9 protein-coding genes are annotated in these 15,517 nt (G+C 72.7%); 2 read left to right on the top strand and 7 right to left on the bottom strand.

Going from position 1 to position 15,517, the window contains the following annotated elements; genetic code table 11:
• Window positions 1-110: 110 nt before the first annotated feature.
• A complete protein-coding gene (locus tag HW837_RS10440) occupies window positions 111-1,334 on the bottom strand; it encodes an arginine deiminase (RefSeq protein ID WP_193380614.1) in 1,224 nt (407 codons plus the stop codon).
• A gap of 146 nt (window positions 1,335-1,480) precedes the next feature.
• Here HW837_RS10440 and HW837_RS10445 point away from each other — a divergent pair, with 146 nt between their 5' ends.
• The gene (locus HW837_RS10445) at window positions 1,481-2,635 is read left to right on the top strand and encodes an SPFH domain-containing protein (RefSeq protein WP_086786460.1); all 1,155 of its coding nucleotides are present in this window, start codon (window positions 1,481-1,483) and stop codon (window positions 2,633-2,635) included.
• On the top strand, window positions 2,632-3,531 hold the full coding sequence (locus HW837_RS10450; protein WP_060883009.1) for an NAD(+)/NADH kinase: 900 nt from the start codon (window positions 2,632-2,634) through the stop codon (window positions 3,529-3,531). The genes HW837_RS10445 and HW837_RS10450 overlap by 4 nt, the downstream gene beginning before the upstream one ends.
• A 201-nt stretch (window positions 3,532-3,732) precedes the next feature.
• On the opposite strand, the gene uppS is transcribed toward HW837_RS10450, so the two are convergent.
• From uppS to HW837_RS10480, 6 genes are all read right to left on the bottom strand, one after another.
• Window positions 3,733-5,595, bottom strand: coding sequence for a polyprenyl diphosphate synthase (gene uppS / locus HW837_RS10455; RefSeq protein WP_193380613.1), 1,863 nt, complete (start codon window positions 5,593-5,595; stop codon window positions 3,733-3,735).
• Window positions 5,596-5,834: 239 nt separating this feature from the next.
• Window positions 5,835-8,387, bottom strand: a complete 2,553-nt coding sequence (locus HW837_RS10460; RefSeq protein ID WP_193380612.1) for a polynucleotide kinase-phosphatase — start codon at window positions 8,385-8,387, stop codon at window positions 5,835-5,837.
• Entirely contained in the window at window positions 8,384-9,892 is a 1,509-nt protein-coding gene (locus HW837_RS10465; RefSeq protein ID WP_193380611.1) for a 3' terminal RNA ribose 2'-O-methyltransferase Hen1, read from the bottom strand. The genes HW837_RS10460 and HW837_RS10465 overlap by 4 nt, the downstream gene beginning before the upstream one ends.
• A gap of 142 nt (window positions 9,893-10,034) precedes the next feature.
• Window positions 10,035-12,893 (bottom strand): esterase-like activity of phytase family protein, encoded by a 2,859-nt coding sequence (locus HW837_RS10470; protein ID WP_193380610.1) that lies wholly within the window; start codon window positions 12,891-12,893, stop codon window positions 10,035-10,037.
• 149 nt (window positions 12,894-13,042) lie between these two features.
• A complete protein-coding gene (locus HW837_RS10475; protein ID WP_193382338.1) occupies window positions 13,043-13,978 on the bottom strand; it encodes an ABC transporter permease in 936 nt (311 codons plus the stop codon).
• A complete protein-coding gene (locus HW837_RS10480; protein WP_193380608.1) occupies window positions 13,975-15,414 on the bottom strand; it encodes an amidohydrolase family protein in 1,440 nt (479 codons plus the stop codon). Before HW837_RS10480 ends, HW837_RS10475 begins: the two co-directional genes overlap by 4 nt.
• Window positions 15,415-15,517: the final 103 nt, after the last annotated feature.

Here is a 15,517-nt window from a genome sequence, read left to right on the forward strand (position 1 = left end):
ATTTCTATACGGACGCCCGCCCTCGCTGCCGGATCCACCGGGGATCGGGGGGACCCCGGTGGATCCGCGGTGGATCCGCGGTGGATCCGCGGTGGATCCGCAGTGGATCCCTACACCGCCGATCTCTCGACCGGGCAGCTCATGCAGCGCGGCCCGCCCCTCCCCCGTCCCAGCTCGCTGCCCGGGATCTCGATCACCTCGATGCCCTGCTTGCGCAGATGCGTGTTGGTGGTGGCGTTGCGCTCGTAGGCGACGACGACGCCGGGCTCGACGGCGAGGACGTTGCAGCCGTCGTCCCACTGCTCGCGTTCGGCGGCGTGGACGTCCTGCGTGGCGGTGAGCACCCGGATCGCGTCGAGGCCGAGCGCGGCGGCGATCGCGCGGTGCATGTGCTCCGGCGGGTGGTCGGTGACCTTGAGCTCCTTCTCGCCGACGCCTGGTTCGATGGTGTAGGAGCGGAGCATGCCGAGGCCGGCGTACTGGGTGAAGGTGTCGCCGTTGACCATGGTCATGACGGTGTCGAGGTGCATGAAGGCCCGGCGCTTGGGCATGTCGAGGGCCACGATGGTCTGCGCGGAGCCGGCGGCGAAGAGCTTGTGCGCGAGCATCTCGACGGCCTGCGGGGTGGTGCGCTCGCTCATCCCGATGAGGACGGCCCCGTTGCCGATGACGAGGACGTCGCCGCCCTCGATGGTGGACGGGTAGTCGGCCTGCCCCTCCGACCAGGTGTGGAACGTCTCGGCGCGGAACAGCGGATGGTGCCGGTAGATCGCCTCGAAGTGGACGGTCTCGCGCTGCCGGGCCGGCCAGCGCATGGCGTTGATGGAGACCCCGTCGTAGATCCAGGCGGAGGTGTCGCGGGTGAAGAGGTGGTTGGGGAGCGGGTCGAGGAGGAATTCGTCCAGCTCCATGACGTGGAAGCGGACGGAGGCCGGCTCCATGTGCGCGTCGAGGAACTCGCGTTTGGTCATGCCGCCGATCAGCGCCTCGACCAGCTCGGTCACGGGCAGCGCCTCGAAGGCGGCCCTGAGGTGGTCCGTGGCGAGCGGGCCGTACTCCTTCTCGTCGAAGACCCGGTCGAGGACGAGTCGCCGGGCCTCGGGAATCCGCATGACATCGGTGAGGAGGTCGCCGAAGAGGTGGACGGCGACGCCTCGGTCACGCAGCACGTCGGCGAACCCGTCGTGCTCGGCGCGCGCCCGGCGCACCCACAGCACGTCGTCGAAGAGCAGCGCGGTCTTGTTGCTGGGGGTGAGCCTTTTGAGCTCAAGATCCGGCCGGTGCAGGATGACGCGGCGCAGGCGCCCGGCCTCGGAGTCGACATGGAATCCCATGCCCTCATCCTGACCATTCGGGCGCGTGTTCACCCGCCGGTCGGCCGAATCGGAATCGTCGCGCCACTTCCATCTCGTCCTCTTGACGATAAGCAGGCCTCGCCGTTATCGTCTAAGTGACATTAACCGCAGGAGGGGGATCATCCATGGCCGACATCACCAGACGGCTCGGCTGGCGGCATCTGCGCGGGGCGCCCACCGCGCACATCCGCCACCACCGCTCCGGGCAGCTCGCGCACGACGGCCCGGGGCTGAGCTTCTGGTACCGGTCGCTGAGCGCCGCGCTCTCCGAGATCCCGGTGGACGACCGGGAGCTGGCGATGACCTTCCACGCCCGTACGTCCGACTTCCAGGACGTGGCGGTGCAGGCGACGGTGACGTACCGGGTGAGCGACCCGGCGACCGCCGCCGCCCGGCTCGACTTCTCCATCGACCCCGACACGGGGGTCTGGCGCGGCGCTCCCCTGGAGCAGTTGGCGACCCTGCTGACGGAGACGGCCCAGCAGCACGCGCTGGACGTGCTGGCCCGGACGACGCTGGCCTCGGCCCTCGTCGACGGGGTCGCGGCGGTCCGGGAGCGGGTGGCGAGCGGGCTGGCGGCCGAGCCACGGCTGCCGGCCACCGGGATAGAGATCGTGGCCGTCCGCGTGGTGGCGCTGCGGCCCGAGCCCGAGGTGGAGCGGGCGCTGCGCACACCGGCCCGGGAGCAGATCCAGCAGGAGGCCGACCGGGCGACGTACGAGCGCCGGGCCGTGGCCGTCGAGCGGGAGCGGGCCATCGCCGAGAACGAGCTGGCCAGCCAGATCGAACTCGCCCGGCGCGAGGAGCAGTTGGTCGAGCAGCGGGGCACCAACGCGCGGCGGGAGGCGGAGGAGAAGGCCGCGGCGGACGCGGTGAAGGCGGGTGCGGAGGCGGCGCGGACGGTACGGCTGACGGAGGCGGAGGCCGAACGGACCGTCAAGCTCGCGGAGGCGGAGGCGACGCGGAGCGTGCGGCTGGCCGAGGCCGAGGCGGCGCGGAGCGTGAAACTCGCGGAGGCCGAGGCGGCGCGGCAGGTCAAGCTGGCCGAGTCGGAGGCGCGGGCCGAGCGGGAGGTGGGTGCGGCGCGGGCCGAGGCGCAGGCGGCGTGGCTGCGGGTGCACGCCGAGGTCGACGCGGCGACACTGCACGCGCTGACCGGGACGCGGCTCGCGGAGAACCTGCCGCGGATCGAGAGCGTGACGGTGTCTCCGGACGTGCTGACCGGGCTGCTGGCCAGGCTCGGCGGCGGGTCGGGCAGCGGCGGCGAGGGCTCGGTGTGAGTCTCGCGCCGCGGGTGGTGCTGGTCCATCGCACCACCGAGTACGAGGAGTTGGTGGCCCGGCACGGTACCCACGGGCAGGCCGCCTTCTTCCTGCGGTCCCGGGGGCGGGACATCGAGGACGTGGCCGAGCGGCACCGGCGGGAGCGCGGGGCGCTCGCCGAGGTCACCTCCTCCGTGCCGCTGACGTGGCGTCAGGCCCGGGTCGAGCGCGGTGACCTGGACCGGTTCCTGTTCGCCCCCGAGGACGTGGTGGTCGTGGTCGGGCAGGACGGGCTGGTGGCCAACGCGGCGAAGTACCTCACGGGGCAGCCGGTGGTCGGGATCAACCCCGACCCCCGGCGCAACCCGGGGGTGCTGGTGCGGCATCGGCCCTCGGACGCGGGGACCTTGCTGGACTCCTCGCTCCGCGACGACTGCTCGGTGGACGAGCTGACGATGGTCGAGGCCGTCGCGGACGACACCCAGCGGCTGGTGGCGCTCAACGAGATCTATCTCGGCGCGGCGGGGCACCAGACCGCCCGGTACCGTCTGGGGCTCGACGGCGACAGGGGTGTCGTCGAGTCCCAGGCCTCGTCGGGGGTGCTCGTCGGGACGGGGACCGGGGCGAGTGGGTGGATCCGGTCCGTCTGGCAGGAGCGGGCGAGTGCGTTGCCGCTTCCCGGAGCGGACGAGGCTCGGCTGCTGTGGTTCGTGCGGGAGGCGTGGCCGTCTCCGGCCACCGGGACGTCGCTGGTGGCGGGGCAGTTGGGGGCGGGGGGCCGGCTTCGGCTGACGGTCGAGTCGGATCGGTTGATCGTGTTCGGGGACGGGATGGAGGGGGATGCGCTGGAGTTGATGTGGGGGCAGACGGTGCGGGTGGGGGTGGCTTCGGTTCGGTTGCGGTTGGTGGGCTGACGCGAGGGCGCCCCGGCGTCGGCAGGTTCTTCGGGTGCGGGTGGGTGGGGGCTGGTCGCGCAGTTCCCCGCGCCCCTGAAAAGCAGGGGCTGCGCCCCGTGCTTTTCGGGCCGAAAGGCCGTAGGCCTTTCAGGGGCGCGGGGAACTGCGCGAGAAGCCCCACGCACCCGCACCCGACGACGCACCCGCGGGCCCGAGCTGCTACTCAGCCCCCTCCGGCGGAGCCGACTCCGCGCCCTTGCGGCGTTTGCGGTGGGTGTAGGCGACGACCGCCTCCCACAGATCGCGGCGGTCCACGTCCGGCCAGGGCTGGTCGGTGAAGTGGAGCTCCGCGTAGTGGGCGTGCCAGGGGAGGAAGTTGGAGGTGCGGATCTCTCCGCTGGTGCGCCAGAGGAGATCGACGTCCGGCAGGGCGTGGTGCGGCAGATGCGCGGCGAAGAGCTGCTCGGAGACCCGGGCCGGATCGACCTCACCCGCGAGGGCCGCGCGGGCCAACGCCGCTCCCGCCTCGGCGAGTTCGGCGCGGCCGCCGTAGTTGACGCAGACGTTGAGGGTGAGACCGGTGCGGTTGCGGGTGGCGTGCTCCTGGGCGCGGAGGACCTCCACCACGTCCTCCGGGAGCCCGTCGGGGGACCCCACCCAGCGCAGGCGTACGTCGTGGTCGAGCAGTTCGCCGTCGAGGAGTTCGGAGCGCATGATCGCGAAGAGCTTGGAGACCTCGTCGGGCGACCGCTTCCAGTTCTCGGTGGAGAAGGCGTACACCGTCAGATGGGCGAGACCGATCTCCAGCGCGCCCTGCACGACGTCGCGCAGGGCGACCGCGCCGGCCCGGTGGCCCTCGTCGCGGGGCAGCCCGAGGCCGGTGGCCCAGCGGCCGTTGCCGTCCATGACGATCGCCACGTGCCGGGGAAGGTGTGCCTCGGCTATGGCCGGTGGGCGGGCGCCGTCGCGGTGCGGGCGCGGCGGCAGCGGCGGTTCGGCGACGCGTGTGACGAGCCGTTCGGGGCCGGTGGGCGCGAGCGGTGCCGACCCGTCGTCGGTGGCGCCGCGCCCCGCCGCGCCCCCGGCCGTCCGCACCGGGGTCTCGTCCCTGCCGGGCGGCAGCGTCAGCCGCCACACCACGGCGGCCCTCGCCCGGGCCGGGCCGACGATGCGCCACTCGATGTGCCGGGGTACGCGCACCGGGCGGTGCAGGACGGCCGAGCCGGAGCGCACGAGCGCGTCCAGCTCCGCGCCGAAGAGTTCGACCGCCGTGTCGAGCACGATGGCGGGGCCCAGCGGCAGCGTGTTCCGCAGCGCCCGGCGGGAACTCTCCAGCCACTGCCGGGCCTGGCCGACCAGATGGGCGACCAGACGGCGGACGGCGGGGGTCCACGCGCGGGAGATCAGGTCGGCCGGGGTGACGCCGAAGCGGTCGAGGACCTCGGCGGGAAACCACACATGTCCGCCGTCGAGGTCCTCCGGGAGGTCACGGAGCATGTCGGCGAGGAACAGGCCGTCCACGAACCGGGTGAAGCCCGGCAGGTCGCGCAGCCGCACGGGGACGGGCAGTCCGGAACGGACCAGCATCCGCATCAGCTGTTCGGGCCAGCTGACGTTCTGGGCGTGGGCCCGCTCCCGCCACTCCTGCCAGGTCGCGACGCCCTCGCGGGCCTCGTCCCCCTGGACGGCGTCCAGGGCGCCCAGCAGATCCGCGGGGTCGAGCCCCCAGTGCCAGACCGCGTCGGTCAGCGCCAGCCGCACCGGGTCGTCGCTGGTACCGCCGGCCAGGTCGGCCTCCAGCGCGGTCCGCCACTCCTGGAGCCGTCTGCTGCGCTCCTGCGGGGTGCCCTCGGTGGAGTCGAGCAGGTCGTCGGCGGAGGCGAGGGCGGCGTAGAGGGCCCAGCACGCGGGGCGCACCGTCGGCGGCATCAACTGCATCAGGGCGTACTCGGTGGGCCGGGTCGTGCGGACCAGGCGGCGGCACTCGTCGTACGCGGCGTCGAGGGCCGACCGCTCTCGCCCGGACCGCGTTCCGGATCCGGCTGCGGACCGCGTTCCGAACCGCGTGGTGGTGCGACGCATGGGAAACCCCACATACCTTCGACTGGGACCGATGGGACCGACTCGGGTGACAGCGGTCGCCTGCGATCGGCTGCGATCGCTGTCCCCCCGAGCACCGCCGGAACCTCTCGAACGCGGAACACGGCCACGCCTGCTCGCGACATTATCAGCCGCATTGTCACGTCACGGGCACGGGTCCGCCCGCCACGGACGAGGGCCTGTCGGGCAGGCCCCGGTGCCGTCCGTGGCGGGCACCGGTCTCACAACCGGGGGTCGACCGGCTCCGACTCCAGGGCCAGTACCCCGAACACCGCCTCGTGCACCCGCCACAGCGGCTCCCCCTCGGCCAGCCGGTCCAGCGCCTCAAGACCCAGGGCGTACTCGCGCAGGGCGAGGGACCGCTTGTGGTTGAGGAACCGGCCGCGCAGCCGGGCGAGGTTCTCCGGGCGGGTGTACTCCGGGCCGTAGATGATCCGCAGGTACTCCCGGCCCCGGCACTTGATGCCCGGCTGGACCAGCCGCCCCTGGGTGCTGCGCACGACCGCCCCGACGGGCTTGACGACCATGCCCTCGCCGCCCCGGCCGGTCATCTCCAGCCACCAGTCGATGCCCGCCCGTACCGAGGCCTCGTCACCCGTGTCGACGAAGAGGCGCCGGGTGGTCTGCAGCAGGCCGCTGACGTCGTACTCGACGAGCCGGTCGAGGAGGGCCAACTGCTCGTCGTGCGGGAGCGCGGCGAGGCTGCGGCCCTGGACCGCGAGGATCTGGAAGGGGGCGAGGCGGACGCCGTCCAGGCCCTCGGTGGGCCAGCAGTAGCGCCGGTAGGCCTCGGTGAACGCGGCCGCGTCGGCGGCCCGCCCGCGCTGCCTGCCCAGCAGCTCGCCCACGTCGACGCCGCGGGCCGCCGCGCCCTCCAGGGCGGTCAGCGCGCCCGGGAACACCGCGCCGGAGGCGGCGCCCACGGCCGCGTACTGGGTGCGCAGCAGCCCGGACGCCTTCAGCGACCAGGGCATCAGCTCGGCGTCCAGCAGCAGCCAGTCGGTGTCGAGTTCGTCCCAGAGCCCGGCCGCCGTGACGGCCTCGCGGATCCGGGCGAGGACCAGCTCGGTGCGCGCCGCGTCGTCGAAGAACGGGCGCCCGGTGCGGGTGTAGAGGGAGCCGGTGGGCCCTTGCACGCCGAAGCGGGCGCGGGCCGCGTCCGCGTCACGGCAGACCAGGACGACCGCCCGCGAACCCATGTGCTTCTCCTCGCACACGACCCGCGCGACACCGTCCTCCTGGTACTGGGCGAACGCCTCCGCCGGGTGCTCCAGGTAGCCCTCGACGTGCGAGGTCGCGGTCGGGGCCATGGTCGGCGGCAGGTACGGCAGCAGCCGCGGGTCGACCGCGAAGCGGCTCATGACCTCCAGCGCGGCGGCCGCGTTCTCCTCGCGCACCGACACCCGGCCCGCGTGCCGGGTCTCCACGACCCTGCGGCCGTGCACGTCCGCCAGGTCCAGCGGCCGGCCCTCGTGCCCGCCGGGCGCCTCGGTGGCCAGCGGCCTGGCCGGCTCGTACCAGACCTTCTCGGCCGGTACGTCGACGAGTTCACGCTCCGGCCAGCGCAGCGCGGTGAGCTTGCCGCCGAAGACGGCGCCCGTGTCGAGGCAGATGGTGTTGTTCAGCCAGGTGGCGGTGGGCACCGGGGTGTGGCCGTAGACCACGGCCGCGCGGCCCCGGTAGTCCTCCGCCCACGGGTAGCGCACCGGCAGTCCGAACTCGTCGGTCTCGCCGGTGGTGTCGCCGTACAGCGCGTGGCTGCGGACCCTGCCGGAGGTGCGGCCGTGGTACTTCTCCGGCAGACCGGCGTGACAGACCACCAGTTTCCCGCCGTCGAGGACGTAGTGGCTGACGAGCCCGTCGATGAACCGCCGGACCTCCTGCTTGAACTCCTCGCTCTCGCCCTCCATCTGCGCGATGGTCTCGGCGAGCCCGTGGGTGTGCTGGACGTTGCGGCCCTTGAGGTGGCGGCCGTACTTGTTCTCGTGGTTGCCGGGCACGCAGAGCGCGTTGCCGGAGCCGACCATCGACATCACGCGGCGCAGCACGCCCGGGCTGTCCGGGCCCCGGTCGACGAGGTCGCCGACGAAGACGGCCGTACGGCCCTCCGGGTGGACGCCGTCGACGTAGCCCAGCTTGCCGAGCAGCGACTCCAGTTCGCTCGCGCAGCCGTGGATGTCGCCGACGATGTCGAACGGGCCGGTGAGGTGGGTGAGGTCGTTGAAGCGCTTCTCGGTGACGATCGTGGCCCGGTCGACCTCCTCGACGCCCCGCAGGACGTGCACCTTGCGGAAGCCCTCGCGCTCCAGGTGCCGCAGGGAGCGGCGGAGTTCGCGGGTGTGGCGCTGGATGACACGGCGCGGCATGTCGGCGCGGTCGGTGCGGGCCGCGTTGCGCGCGGCGCACACGTCCTCGGGCACATCGAGCACGATGGCGATCGGCAACACGTCGTGCTTACGGGCCAGTTCGATCAGCTGCCTGCGGGACTCCTGCTGCACGCTGGTCGCGTCGACGACGGTGCGGCGGCCGGCCGCGAGGCGCTTGCCGGCGATGTAGTGGAGCACGTCGAAGGCGTCCTTCGTCGCGCTCTGGTCGTTCTCGTCGTCCGAGACGAGGCCCCGGCAGAAGTCGGACGAGATGATCTCGGTGGGCTTGAAGTGGCGCCGGGCGAAGGTGGACTTGCCGGAGCCGGAGGCGCCGATCAGCACGACCAGGGAGAGGTCGGTGACGGGCAGGGTGCGCCCCTCGCCGGTCTGCTGGGTGGTCTCGCTCATGCTGCCTTCGCCTCCTTCTCGGCCTTGTCGCTGCTCTTGTTCTCGTCGTCCGTGGTCCTGATCGTGAACACGCCCATCTGGGTGGGCGGGCCGACCTCCGGGTCGTCGGGGCCGATGGGCACGAACTCGACGTCGTAGCCGTGCCGTTCGGCGACCGTGGTCGCCCAGGTCCGGAATTCCTCACGCGTCCACTCGAAGCGGTGGTCGCCGTGCCGGGCGTGCCCGGCCGGGAGGGACTCCCAGCGGACGTTGTACTCGACGTTCGGCGTGGTCACGAGGACGGTGCGGGGGCGGGCCGAGCCGAACACCGCGTACTCCAGGGCCGGCAGCCGGGGCAGGTCGAGGTGTTCGACGACCTCCGAGAGCACGGCGGCGTCGTAGCCCTTGAGGCGCTTGTCGGTGTAGGCCAGCGAGCTCTGGAAGAGCTGGACGCGGGAGGCCTGGCGCTCGCCCATGCGGTCGAGCTTGAGGCGGCGGGAGGCGATGGTGAGCGCGCGCATCGACACGTCCGTACCGACGATCTCGGTGAAGCGGACGTCCTTGAGCAGCGCCTGCACCAACTGCCCCTGGCCGCAGCCCAGGTCGAGGACGCGGGCGGCCCCGGAGTCCTTGAGCGCGGCGATGATCGCGTCCCGCCGCTGCACCGCCAGCGGAGTCGACTTCTCCGCGGACTCGTCCTCCCCGTCCGCGGATTCCTCGACCGCGTTGTCGATCTCCTCGACCTCGCTGTCGTCGGCCTCGGCCAGCCGTACGAGTTCCAGGCGCTCCATGGCCTGCCGGGTCAGCGACCAGCGGCGGGACAGATAGCGGCTGGTGATCAGCTGGTGCTCCGGGTGGGCCGGGAGCCAGCCCTCGCCCGCCCGCAGCAGCTTGTCGACCTCGTCGGACGACACCCAGTAGTGCTTGGCGTCGTCGAGGACCGGCAGCAGGACGTAGAGGTGGCGCAGCGCCTCGGCCAGGGTCAGCGACTCCGACTCCAGGCTGAGCCGTACGTAGCGCGAGGCGCCCCACTCGGGGAACTGGGTGTCCAGCGGCACCGCCTCGGCGGTGACGGTCCAGCCGAGCGGCGCGAAGAGCTTGACGACGAGGTCGGGGCCGCCGCGGGCGGGCAGCGCCGGTATCTCGACGCGCAGCGGGCGGACCTGCGCCGGGAGGTCCGGGCGGGCCTTGCACTGGCCGCGTACGGCGCTGGAGAAGACGTCGTTCAGCGCGACGGCGAGCAGCGAGGAGGCCGCGTACGGGCGGTCGTTGACGTACTGGGCGAGCGCCGCGTCCGGGGCGCCTCCGCGGCCCTTGCCCTTGCCCCGGCGGACCAGAGCCACCGCGTCCACCTCCAGCAGCAGCGCGGCCGTGCACCGCTCGACGTCCGCCTCGGGGTAGAGGACGTGCGCCTTGCCGTAGGAGGTGGAGAACGCCTGCGATCTGTCGGGATGCTTGTGGAGCAGGAAACCGAGATCGGTCGCGGGGCGCTCTGGGGTACCGGTGGTACTGATCGTCAGGAACACGGTGGGGTTGCCTCGTCGTGGATGTCTGTGATGGACGCCCAACGTACAGCGAAGGATCGGGGCGCACTGAGGCATTTTCGCCGGAGGGCTGCCACCGCGTCGTGGCCGCGGCCGACCCCGCGGCCACGACGCGAGCCCGGCATCAGGGCAGCTCGGTGACCCGGTCGGTGCCCGGCGGGGCGACGGGGCTTCGCGCGGTGAGGTAGTCGGTGAGGGCGGTGATGTCGTCGCCGCCGCCGACGGTGTGCGTGCCCTCGGCGAAGGTGGTGAAGCCGTCGCCGCCCGCCGCGAGGAAGGTGTTGGCGGTCACCCGGTAGGTGGCGTCGGGGTCCAGGGTCTCGCCGTCGAGTTCGATCGACGACGGGTCGATGCGGTCGCCGACGGGGGCGCTGCGGGAGAAGGAGTAGGTCAGGCCCTTGGAGACACCCAGCATCAGGGTGGGCGCGCGGGTCCCGGAGTCGTCGAACTGTTCCTCCAGGATCCGCTCGATCTGTGCTCCGGTGAGGTCCACCGACACCAGGGACCCGGCGAAGGGCTGCACGGCGAAGGCCTCGGCGTAGGTGATCTCACCGGGTGCCTCGCCGCCCGTGGAGAAGGCGTGGACGAGGTCGGCCCGTACGCCGCCGGGATTCATCAACGCGATCCGGGCGCCGCCCCGTCCGGGCGCCGAGGTGGCCGCGAGCTGTGCGTCGGCGACGAGGTTCGCGAGGTCCGACTCGGCGTCGCGGGTCTCGGAGCGGGTGATGTCGGCGGTGACGCTGCCGACGACCTTGTTGGCCAGGGGCGCCGAGAGGGCCTTCCACTTGTCGATGACGGCGGTCTGGTCGGCGTCCTTGGGGACGGTGCGGGTGACGAGGTGGTTCATCGCGGCGACCCTCTCCCGTACGACGTCGCCGGTGCGGCGGTCCACGGGGAGCCGTGTCTCGGTGACGACCCGGCCGAAGGAGGAGGCCGAGGTGACCGTGCGGGGGTGACCGGCCGGGTCGGGCAGGGTGCAGACGTACGGCTGGTGGGTGTGGCCGGTGACGACGGCGTCGATGGCCGGGTCCAGGCGCTCGGCGATGTCGACGATCGGACCGGAGATGCCGTCGCACTGTCCGTACGAGCCGGCCTGGACGCCGCCCTCGTGGAGCAGGACCACGATCGCCTCGACGCCCTGGCGGCGCAGCGCGCGGGCGGCGGCGTCGGCGGTCTCGACCTCGTCGGCGAAGCGCACGGAGGTGATGCCGGACTGTCCGGTGACGGCGGGGGTGCCTTCCAGGGTCATGCCGATGAAGCCGACCTTGACGCCGTCGACCTTCTTGACCCAGGTGGGCGCGAGGAGGGGCTTTCCGGTGCCGCGGTCGAGGACGTTGGCGGCCAGCCAGGGGAAGGCGGAGCCGTCGTAGGGCTCGCCGTCCAGGTAGCAGCCGTCGTCGGGGTGGCAGCCGCCGTGCTGGATGCGCAGCAGTTCCCCGGTGCCCTCGTCGAACTCGTGGTTGCCGACGCCGGTGACGTCCAGGCGCAGTTTCTCCATGGCCTCGACGGTCGGTTCGTCGTGGAAGAGGCCGGAGAGGAAGGGGCTGGCGCCGATGATGTCGCCGGCGGCGACGGTCAGGGAGGCGTCGGTGCCCTCGCGGAGCTGTGCGAGCCGGGTCGCCAGGTACTCGGAGCCGCCGACCGGGGTGGCCTTCGCGTCGAGCTTGGAGCCGAGGGTGGCGTCGCGGCCCGTGGGCGGCTCCAGGTTGCCGTGGAAGTCGTTGAAGGAGAGGAGTTGGACGTCGGCGGTGTCCGGTCGCTTCGGGAGGGCGGGGACGCCGGTCAGGGCGCCGGGGCGGACCGACAGCAGATGGAACTTGGTGACGCTGCCGTTGAAGCCGAAGTTGTCGTCGGCGACGAGGACGAGGGTGCGGGAGCCGTCGGGGAGGGTCGGGCCCCAGGTGATGCCCTCGACGTTGTCGGCGTCCGTGCCGGAGAGGGTGAAGTCGTAGAGCAGCTTCTTCGGCATGGGCCGCTCCGTGCCGGACAGCTTCGGCTCGCCGCGTACGTCCGTCGCGCCGCGGGTGGTCGTCCAGTACAGCCGGATCGCGAAGCCCACGCCGGAGGCGAAGGAGCGTTCGACGGTGAGGTAGTCGGTGCTGTTGATCGCGAGGATCTCGGAGACACCCCGGTCGGCCGAGTACGTGCCGACGGGGGCCGGCAGCGGGGCGGTGGGCGCGGCGGAGATCGGGTCGACCTCGTAGACGTGCTCGGCCTCGGGCCTGCCGGTGCGGCGGTCCATGACCAGCAGGCGGGAGGGGCTCTTCGCGGTCAGTCCGGCCGCGGGGCCGTCCTGGACGAGCGCGTTCTCGGTGATCGTGACGGCCTCGCGGCCGTCCGGGGAGAGGGTCAGCCCCTCCAGGGCCTGGTTGTTGCGGACACCGGCGGTGAGGGTGCCCGACGCCGAGCGGACGGGGGCGTACGCCTTCGGCAGCGGCAGTTCGCGGACGTACGCGCCGGCCGTGGACGTCTCGCGGACGAACGCCGGCTGCCCGGAGGCGGAGGCGCCCTCGCTGGTCCACAGCAGGCCCTTGCCGCCGGGGTTCCAGCGGATCGCCTCCGGGTCGACGGCCTTGGTGGCGAAGGGTGCGCCGGTGGTGTCGTCGAGGACGGTCAGGGCGTCGAGGGCGGGCTTGTCCTCGGCGAACTTCCTTCCGTCGAGCGGGAGTCGGAGCGTGTAGAAGCGTGCCTTGCCGTTCTCCGAGCGGTCGTCGCTGAGGGCGGCGTACGTGCGGGACTTCGGGTCGTAGTCGATGCCGGACAACCCCCCGAAGGGCATGCCGAGTTCGGTGGTTCCGGCGGGGACGGTGAGGGTGTCGAGGAGGGTGATGCCGTTCTGGGTCTTCTCGGGGGTGCCGTCCGCTTCGGGTGTGGCTTCGGCGGCGAGACCGTTGGTGAGGGCCAGGCCGCCGAGGAGGGCGGAGGTGGTGAGGGCGGCGCGTCTGCGTCCGCGCATGCCGACGAGGCGTCTGTGTCTGGGCATGGGTGTTCCCTTCCGGGGAGGGTGAGGGGCCGAGTTGGTGCGTCGCGGGGTGCGGGTCCGTGGGGGCTGGTCGCGCAGTTCCCCGCGCCCCTGAAAAAGCGGGGCTGCGCCCCTGCTTTTTCAGGCCGGCCCGGCCGGGAGCGGGCCGGTCAGAGGGATGCCGGGGCCATCTGCCCCGCGCCTCGGCGCTTCCTGCGCCAGGCGTACACGGCCAGCGCGACCAGCGTCATCGCGTACGGGATGGTCGACACCAGTTGCGGGGGGACGTCGAGGGTGCCGAGCTGGACCGCCAGGGCCTCGGCCGCGCCGAAGCCGAGGGCCGCTAGGAAGACCCCCCAGGGGCGCAGGCCGCCGAGGAAGACCGCGGCGAGGGCGATGAAGCCTCGGCCGGCGGTCATGTCCCGGACGAAGAAGGAGACGTACCCCATGCTGAGGAACACTCCGGCGAGGCCGGCCAGCGCGCCGCTGAGGGCGAGACCGGCGTACTGGACGCGCCGTACCGCGATGCCGACCGAGGCGGCGGCGTCCGGCATCTCGCCGACCGCGCGGAGGTGGAAGCCGAAGCGGGTGCGGTAGAAGAGCCAGGCGACGAAGGGCGCCGAGAGGAAGGCCAGCCAGGTGAGCATGTTCTGGCCGCTCAGTACGTCCCCCAGCACCGGGATGTCCTCGATGCCGGGCAGGGTGACCGTGGGCAGGGTTCCGCTCTTCAGGCCCGACGTGCCGCCCTTGTCGCCGAGGAGGGTGAAGACGGCGTAGGCGGTGCCGCCGGACGCGAGCAGGTTGAGGCCGATGCCGGCGATGATCGCGTCGGCGCCCAGTTCCAGACGGAGCGCGGCGAGGAGGAGGCCGAGCAGGACGGCCACCGCCACCCCGGCGAGGGCGCCGGCCGCGACCGATCCGCTGTAGCCGGCGACCAGCGCGCCCGTGCAGGCGGCGCTCAGCATCTGGCCCTCCAGGGCGATGTTGCTGATGCCGGCGCGTTCGGCGACGAGTCCGCCCATGGCGGCGAGGAGGTACGGGGTGGCCACGCGCAGCACGGCGGCGAGGAAGGCGCTGCTGAGGACGACGTCGACGACGGAACTCATCGGGTGGCCCCCTCGCCGTGCGAGGCGGTCGCCGGTCGGGCTGCGAGACGGCGTTTGAGGAGGTCCGGGAGGGCCTGGGCGGTGACCAGGAGGACGATGACCGCCTGGATCACGACGACGATCTCCGTTCCGACGTCCGTCTGCTGTTCCATGATGTCTCCCCCGGCACGCAGGTAGGAGTAGAAGAGGCCGGCGACCACGACCACCGTGCGCACGTCGGCGGCGCGGGCGCTGTAGACGAGGGCGGCCCGCGGGTCGTGCAGCGGACGGCAGTGCGGGCCGGACAGATCGGTGAGGACGATGTCGGCGCGCATGCCCGGTTCCAGCGCGCCGATCCGGTCCTGGAGCCCCAGGGCCCGGGCCCCGCCCCGCAGGGCCGTGCGCAGGGTGTCGGACACCGTCATCCAGGTCGCGTCCCGCACCGCCTGCTTCTGCGTGAGCGCGACCAGCCGCAGCGCCTCCCACACGTCCAGGGTGTTGTGCCCGGCGGCCCCGTCCGTGCCGACGGCGACCGTGATCCCGGCGCCGAGCAGATCGCGGACCGGCGTCAGCGGGGACAGGGCGTGCTTGAGATACACCTTGGGGCAGCAGGCCACGGCGGTCCGGTCCGCGTACTCGGCGAGCAGCGGCAGGTCCCGCTCGACGATCCCGCAGCCGTGGGCGATGAGGGCGCCCGCGTCCAGGACACCGGTGTCGTGCAGCACCCGGATCGGGGTGATCCCCCGCCGCTCCAGGCTGGACCGCGTCTGCTCCAGGTGCTCGGCGGCGTGGATGTGCATCCGCACCCCGAGCCGCCGGGCGTGGTCGGCCAGGGTCCGCAGATCACGGTCCTCGACGGTGTACGGGGCGTGCGGCCCGAGCGAGACGGTCACGCGGCCGTCGGCCCCGCCGTGCCAGGTCTCGGCGAAGGCGACGCCGGCCTCCAGCGCCGCCGCGCCGCCGCTGCTGAAGTAGGTGGGCGCGATGTCGGCGCGCAGCCCGGTCCCGGCCACCGCCTCGGCGATCCGGTCGGGGAAGAAGTAGTGGTCGGCGAAGGTGGTGACGCCCGAACGGATCATCTCCGCGCAGGCCAGCAACGCGCCGGCCCGTACGTCCTCGGCGGTCAGATTGGACTCCATGGGCCAGACGCGGTCGTTGAACCACCCCTCGACCGTGACGTCCTCGGCCGCGCCCCGCATCAGCACCATCGGGCTGTGCGTGTGCGCGTTCACCAGTCCGGGCAGGGCCAGCAGCCCCCGCCCGTCGACGACCTCCGTGCCCGGCTCCTCGGGCCGCTCCGGGCCCGTCGGCCGTACGTCCACGATGACGCCGTCGGCCACCACGATGTCCCGTCCGGGCAGGACCTCGCACTCGCCCTCCACCGGGACGCGCAGCACGTCACAGCCGCGCACCAGGAGACGGTGGCGGGTGACGGAAGGGGACGTGTCGTCGCTCATGCGGCACAAGCTAGATATCCAAAACGTTTTGCACAACGACGAGACTCTTCGGATGTCGCGGTGTCCCCGGAGCGCCGGCCGGGACGGTGATCGCCGTGGACGG

The organism is Streptomyces caniscabiei, from assembly GCF_014930365.1.
In the GTDB taxonomy this organism is placed as follows: domain Bacteria; phylum Actinomycetota; class Actinomycetes; order Streptomycetales; family Streptomycetaceae; genus Streptomyces; species Streptomyces caniscabiei.

What these genes read in the sequence shown, in the direction of transcription:
- HW837_RS10470 (WP_193380610.1), bottom strand. Translation starts at nt 12,893, where the DNA reads ATGCCCAGACACAGACGCCTCGTCGGCATGCGCGGACGCAGACGCGCC.
- HW837_RS10475 (WP_193382338.1), bottom strand. Translation starts at nt 13,978, where the DNA reads ATGAGTTCCGTCGTCGACGTCGTCCTCAGCAGCGCCTTCCTCGCCGCC.
- HW837_RS10445 (WP_086786460.1), top strand. Translation starts at nt 1,481, where the DNA reads ATGGCCGACATCACCAGACGGCTCGGCTGGCGGCATCTGCGCGGGGCG.
- HW837_RS10440 (WP_193380614.1), bottom strand. Translation starts at nt 1,334, where the DNA reads ATGGGATTCCATGTCGACTCCGAGGCCGGGCGCCTGCGCCGCGTCATC.
- HW837_RS10480 (WP_193380608.1), bottom strand. Translation starts at nt 15,414, where the DNA reads ATGAGCGACGACACGTCCCCTTCCGTCACCCGCCACCGTCTCCTGGTG.
- HW837_RS10460 (WP_193380612.1), bottom strand. Translation starts at nt 8,387, where the DNA reads ATGAGCGAGACCACCCAGCAGACCGGCGAGGGGCGCACCCTGCCCGTC.
- uppS (WP_193380613.1), bottom strand. Translation starts at nt 5,595, where the DNA reads ATGCGTCGCACCACCACGCGGTTCGGAACGCGGTCCGCAGCCGGATCC.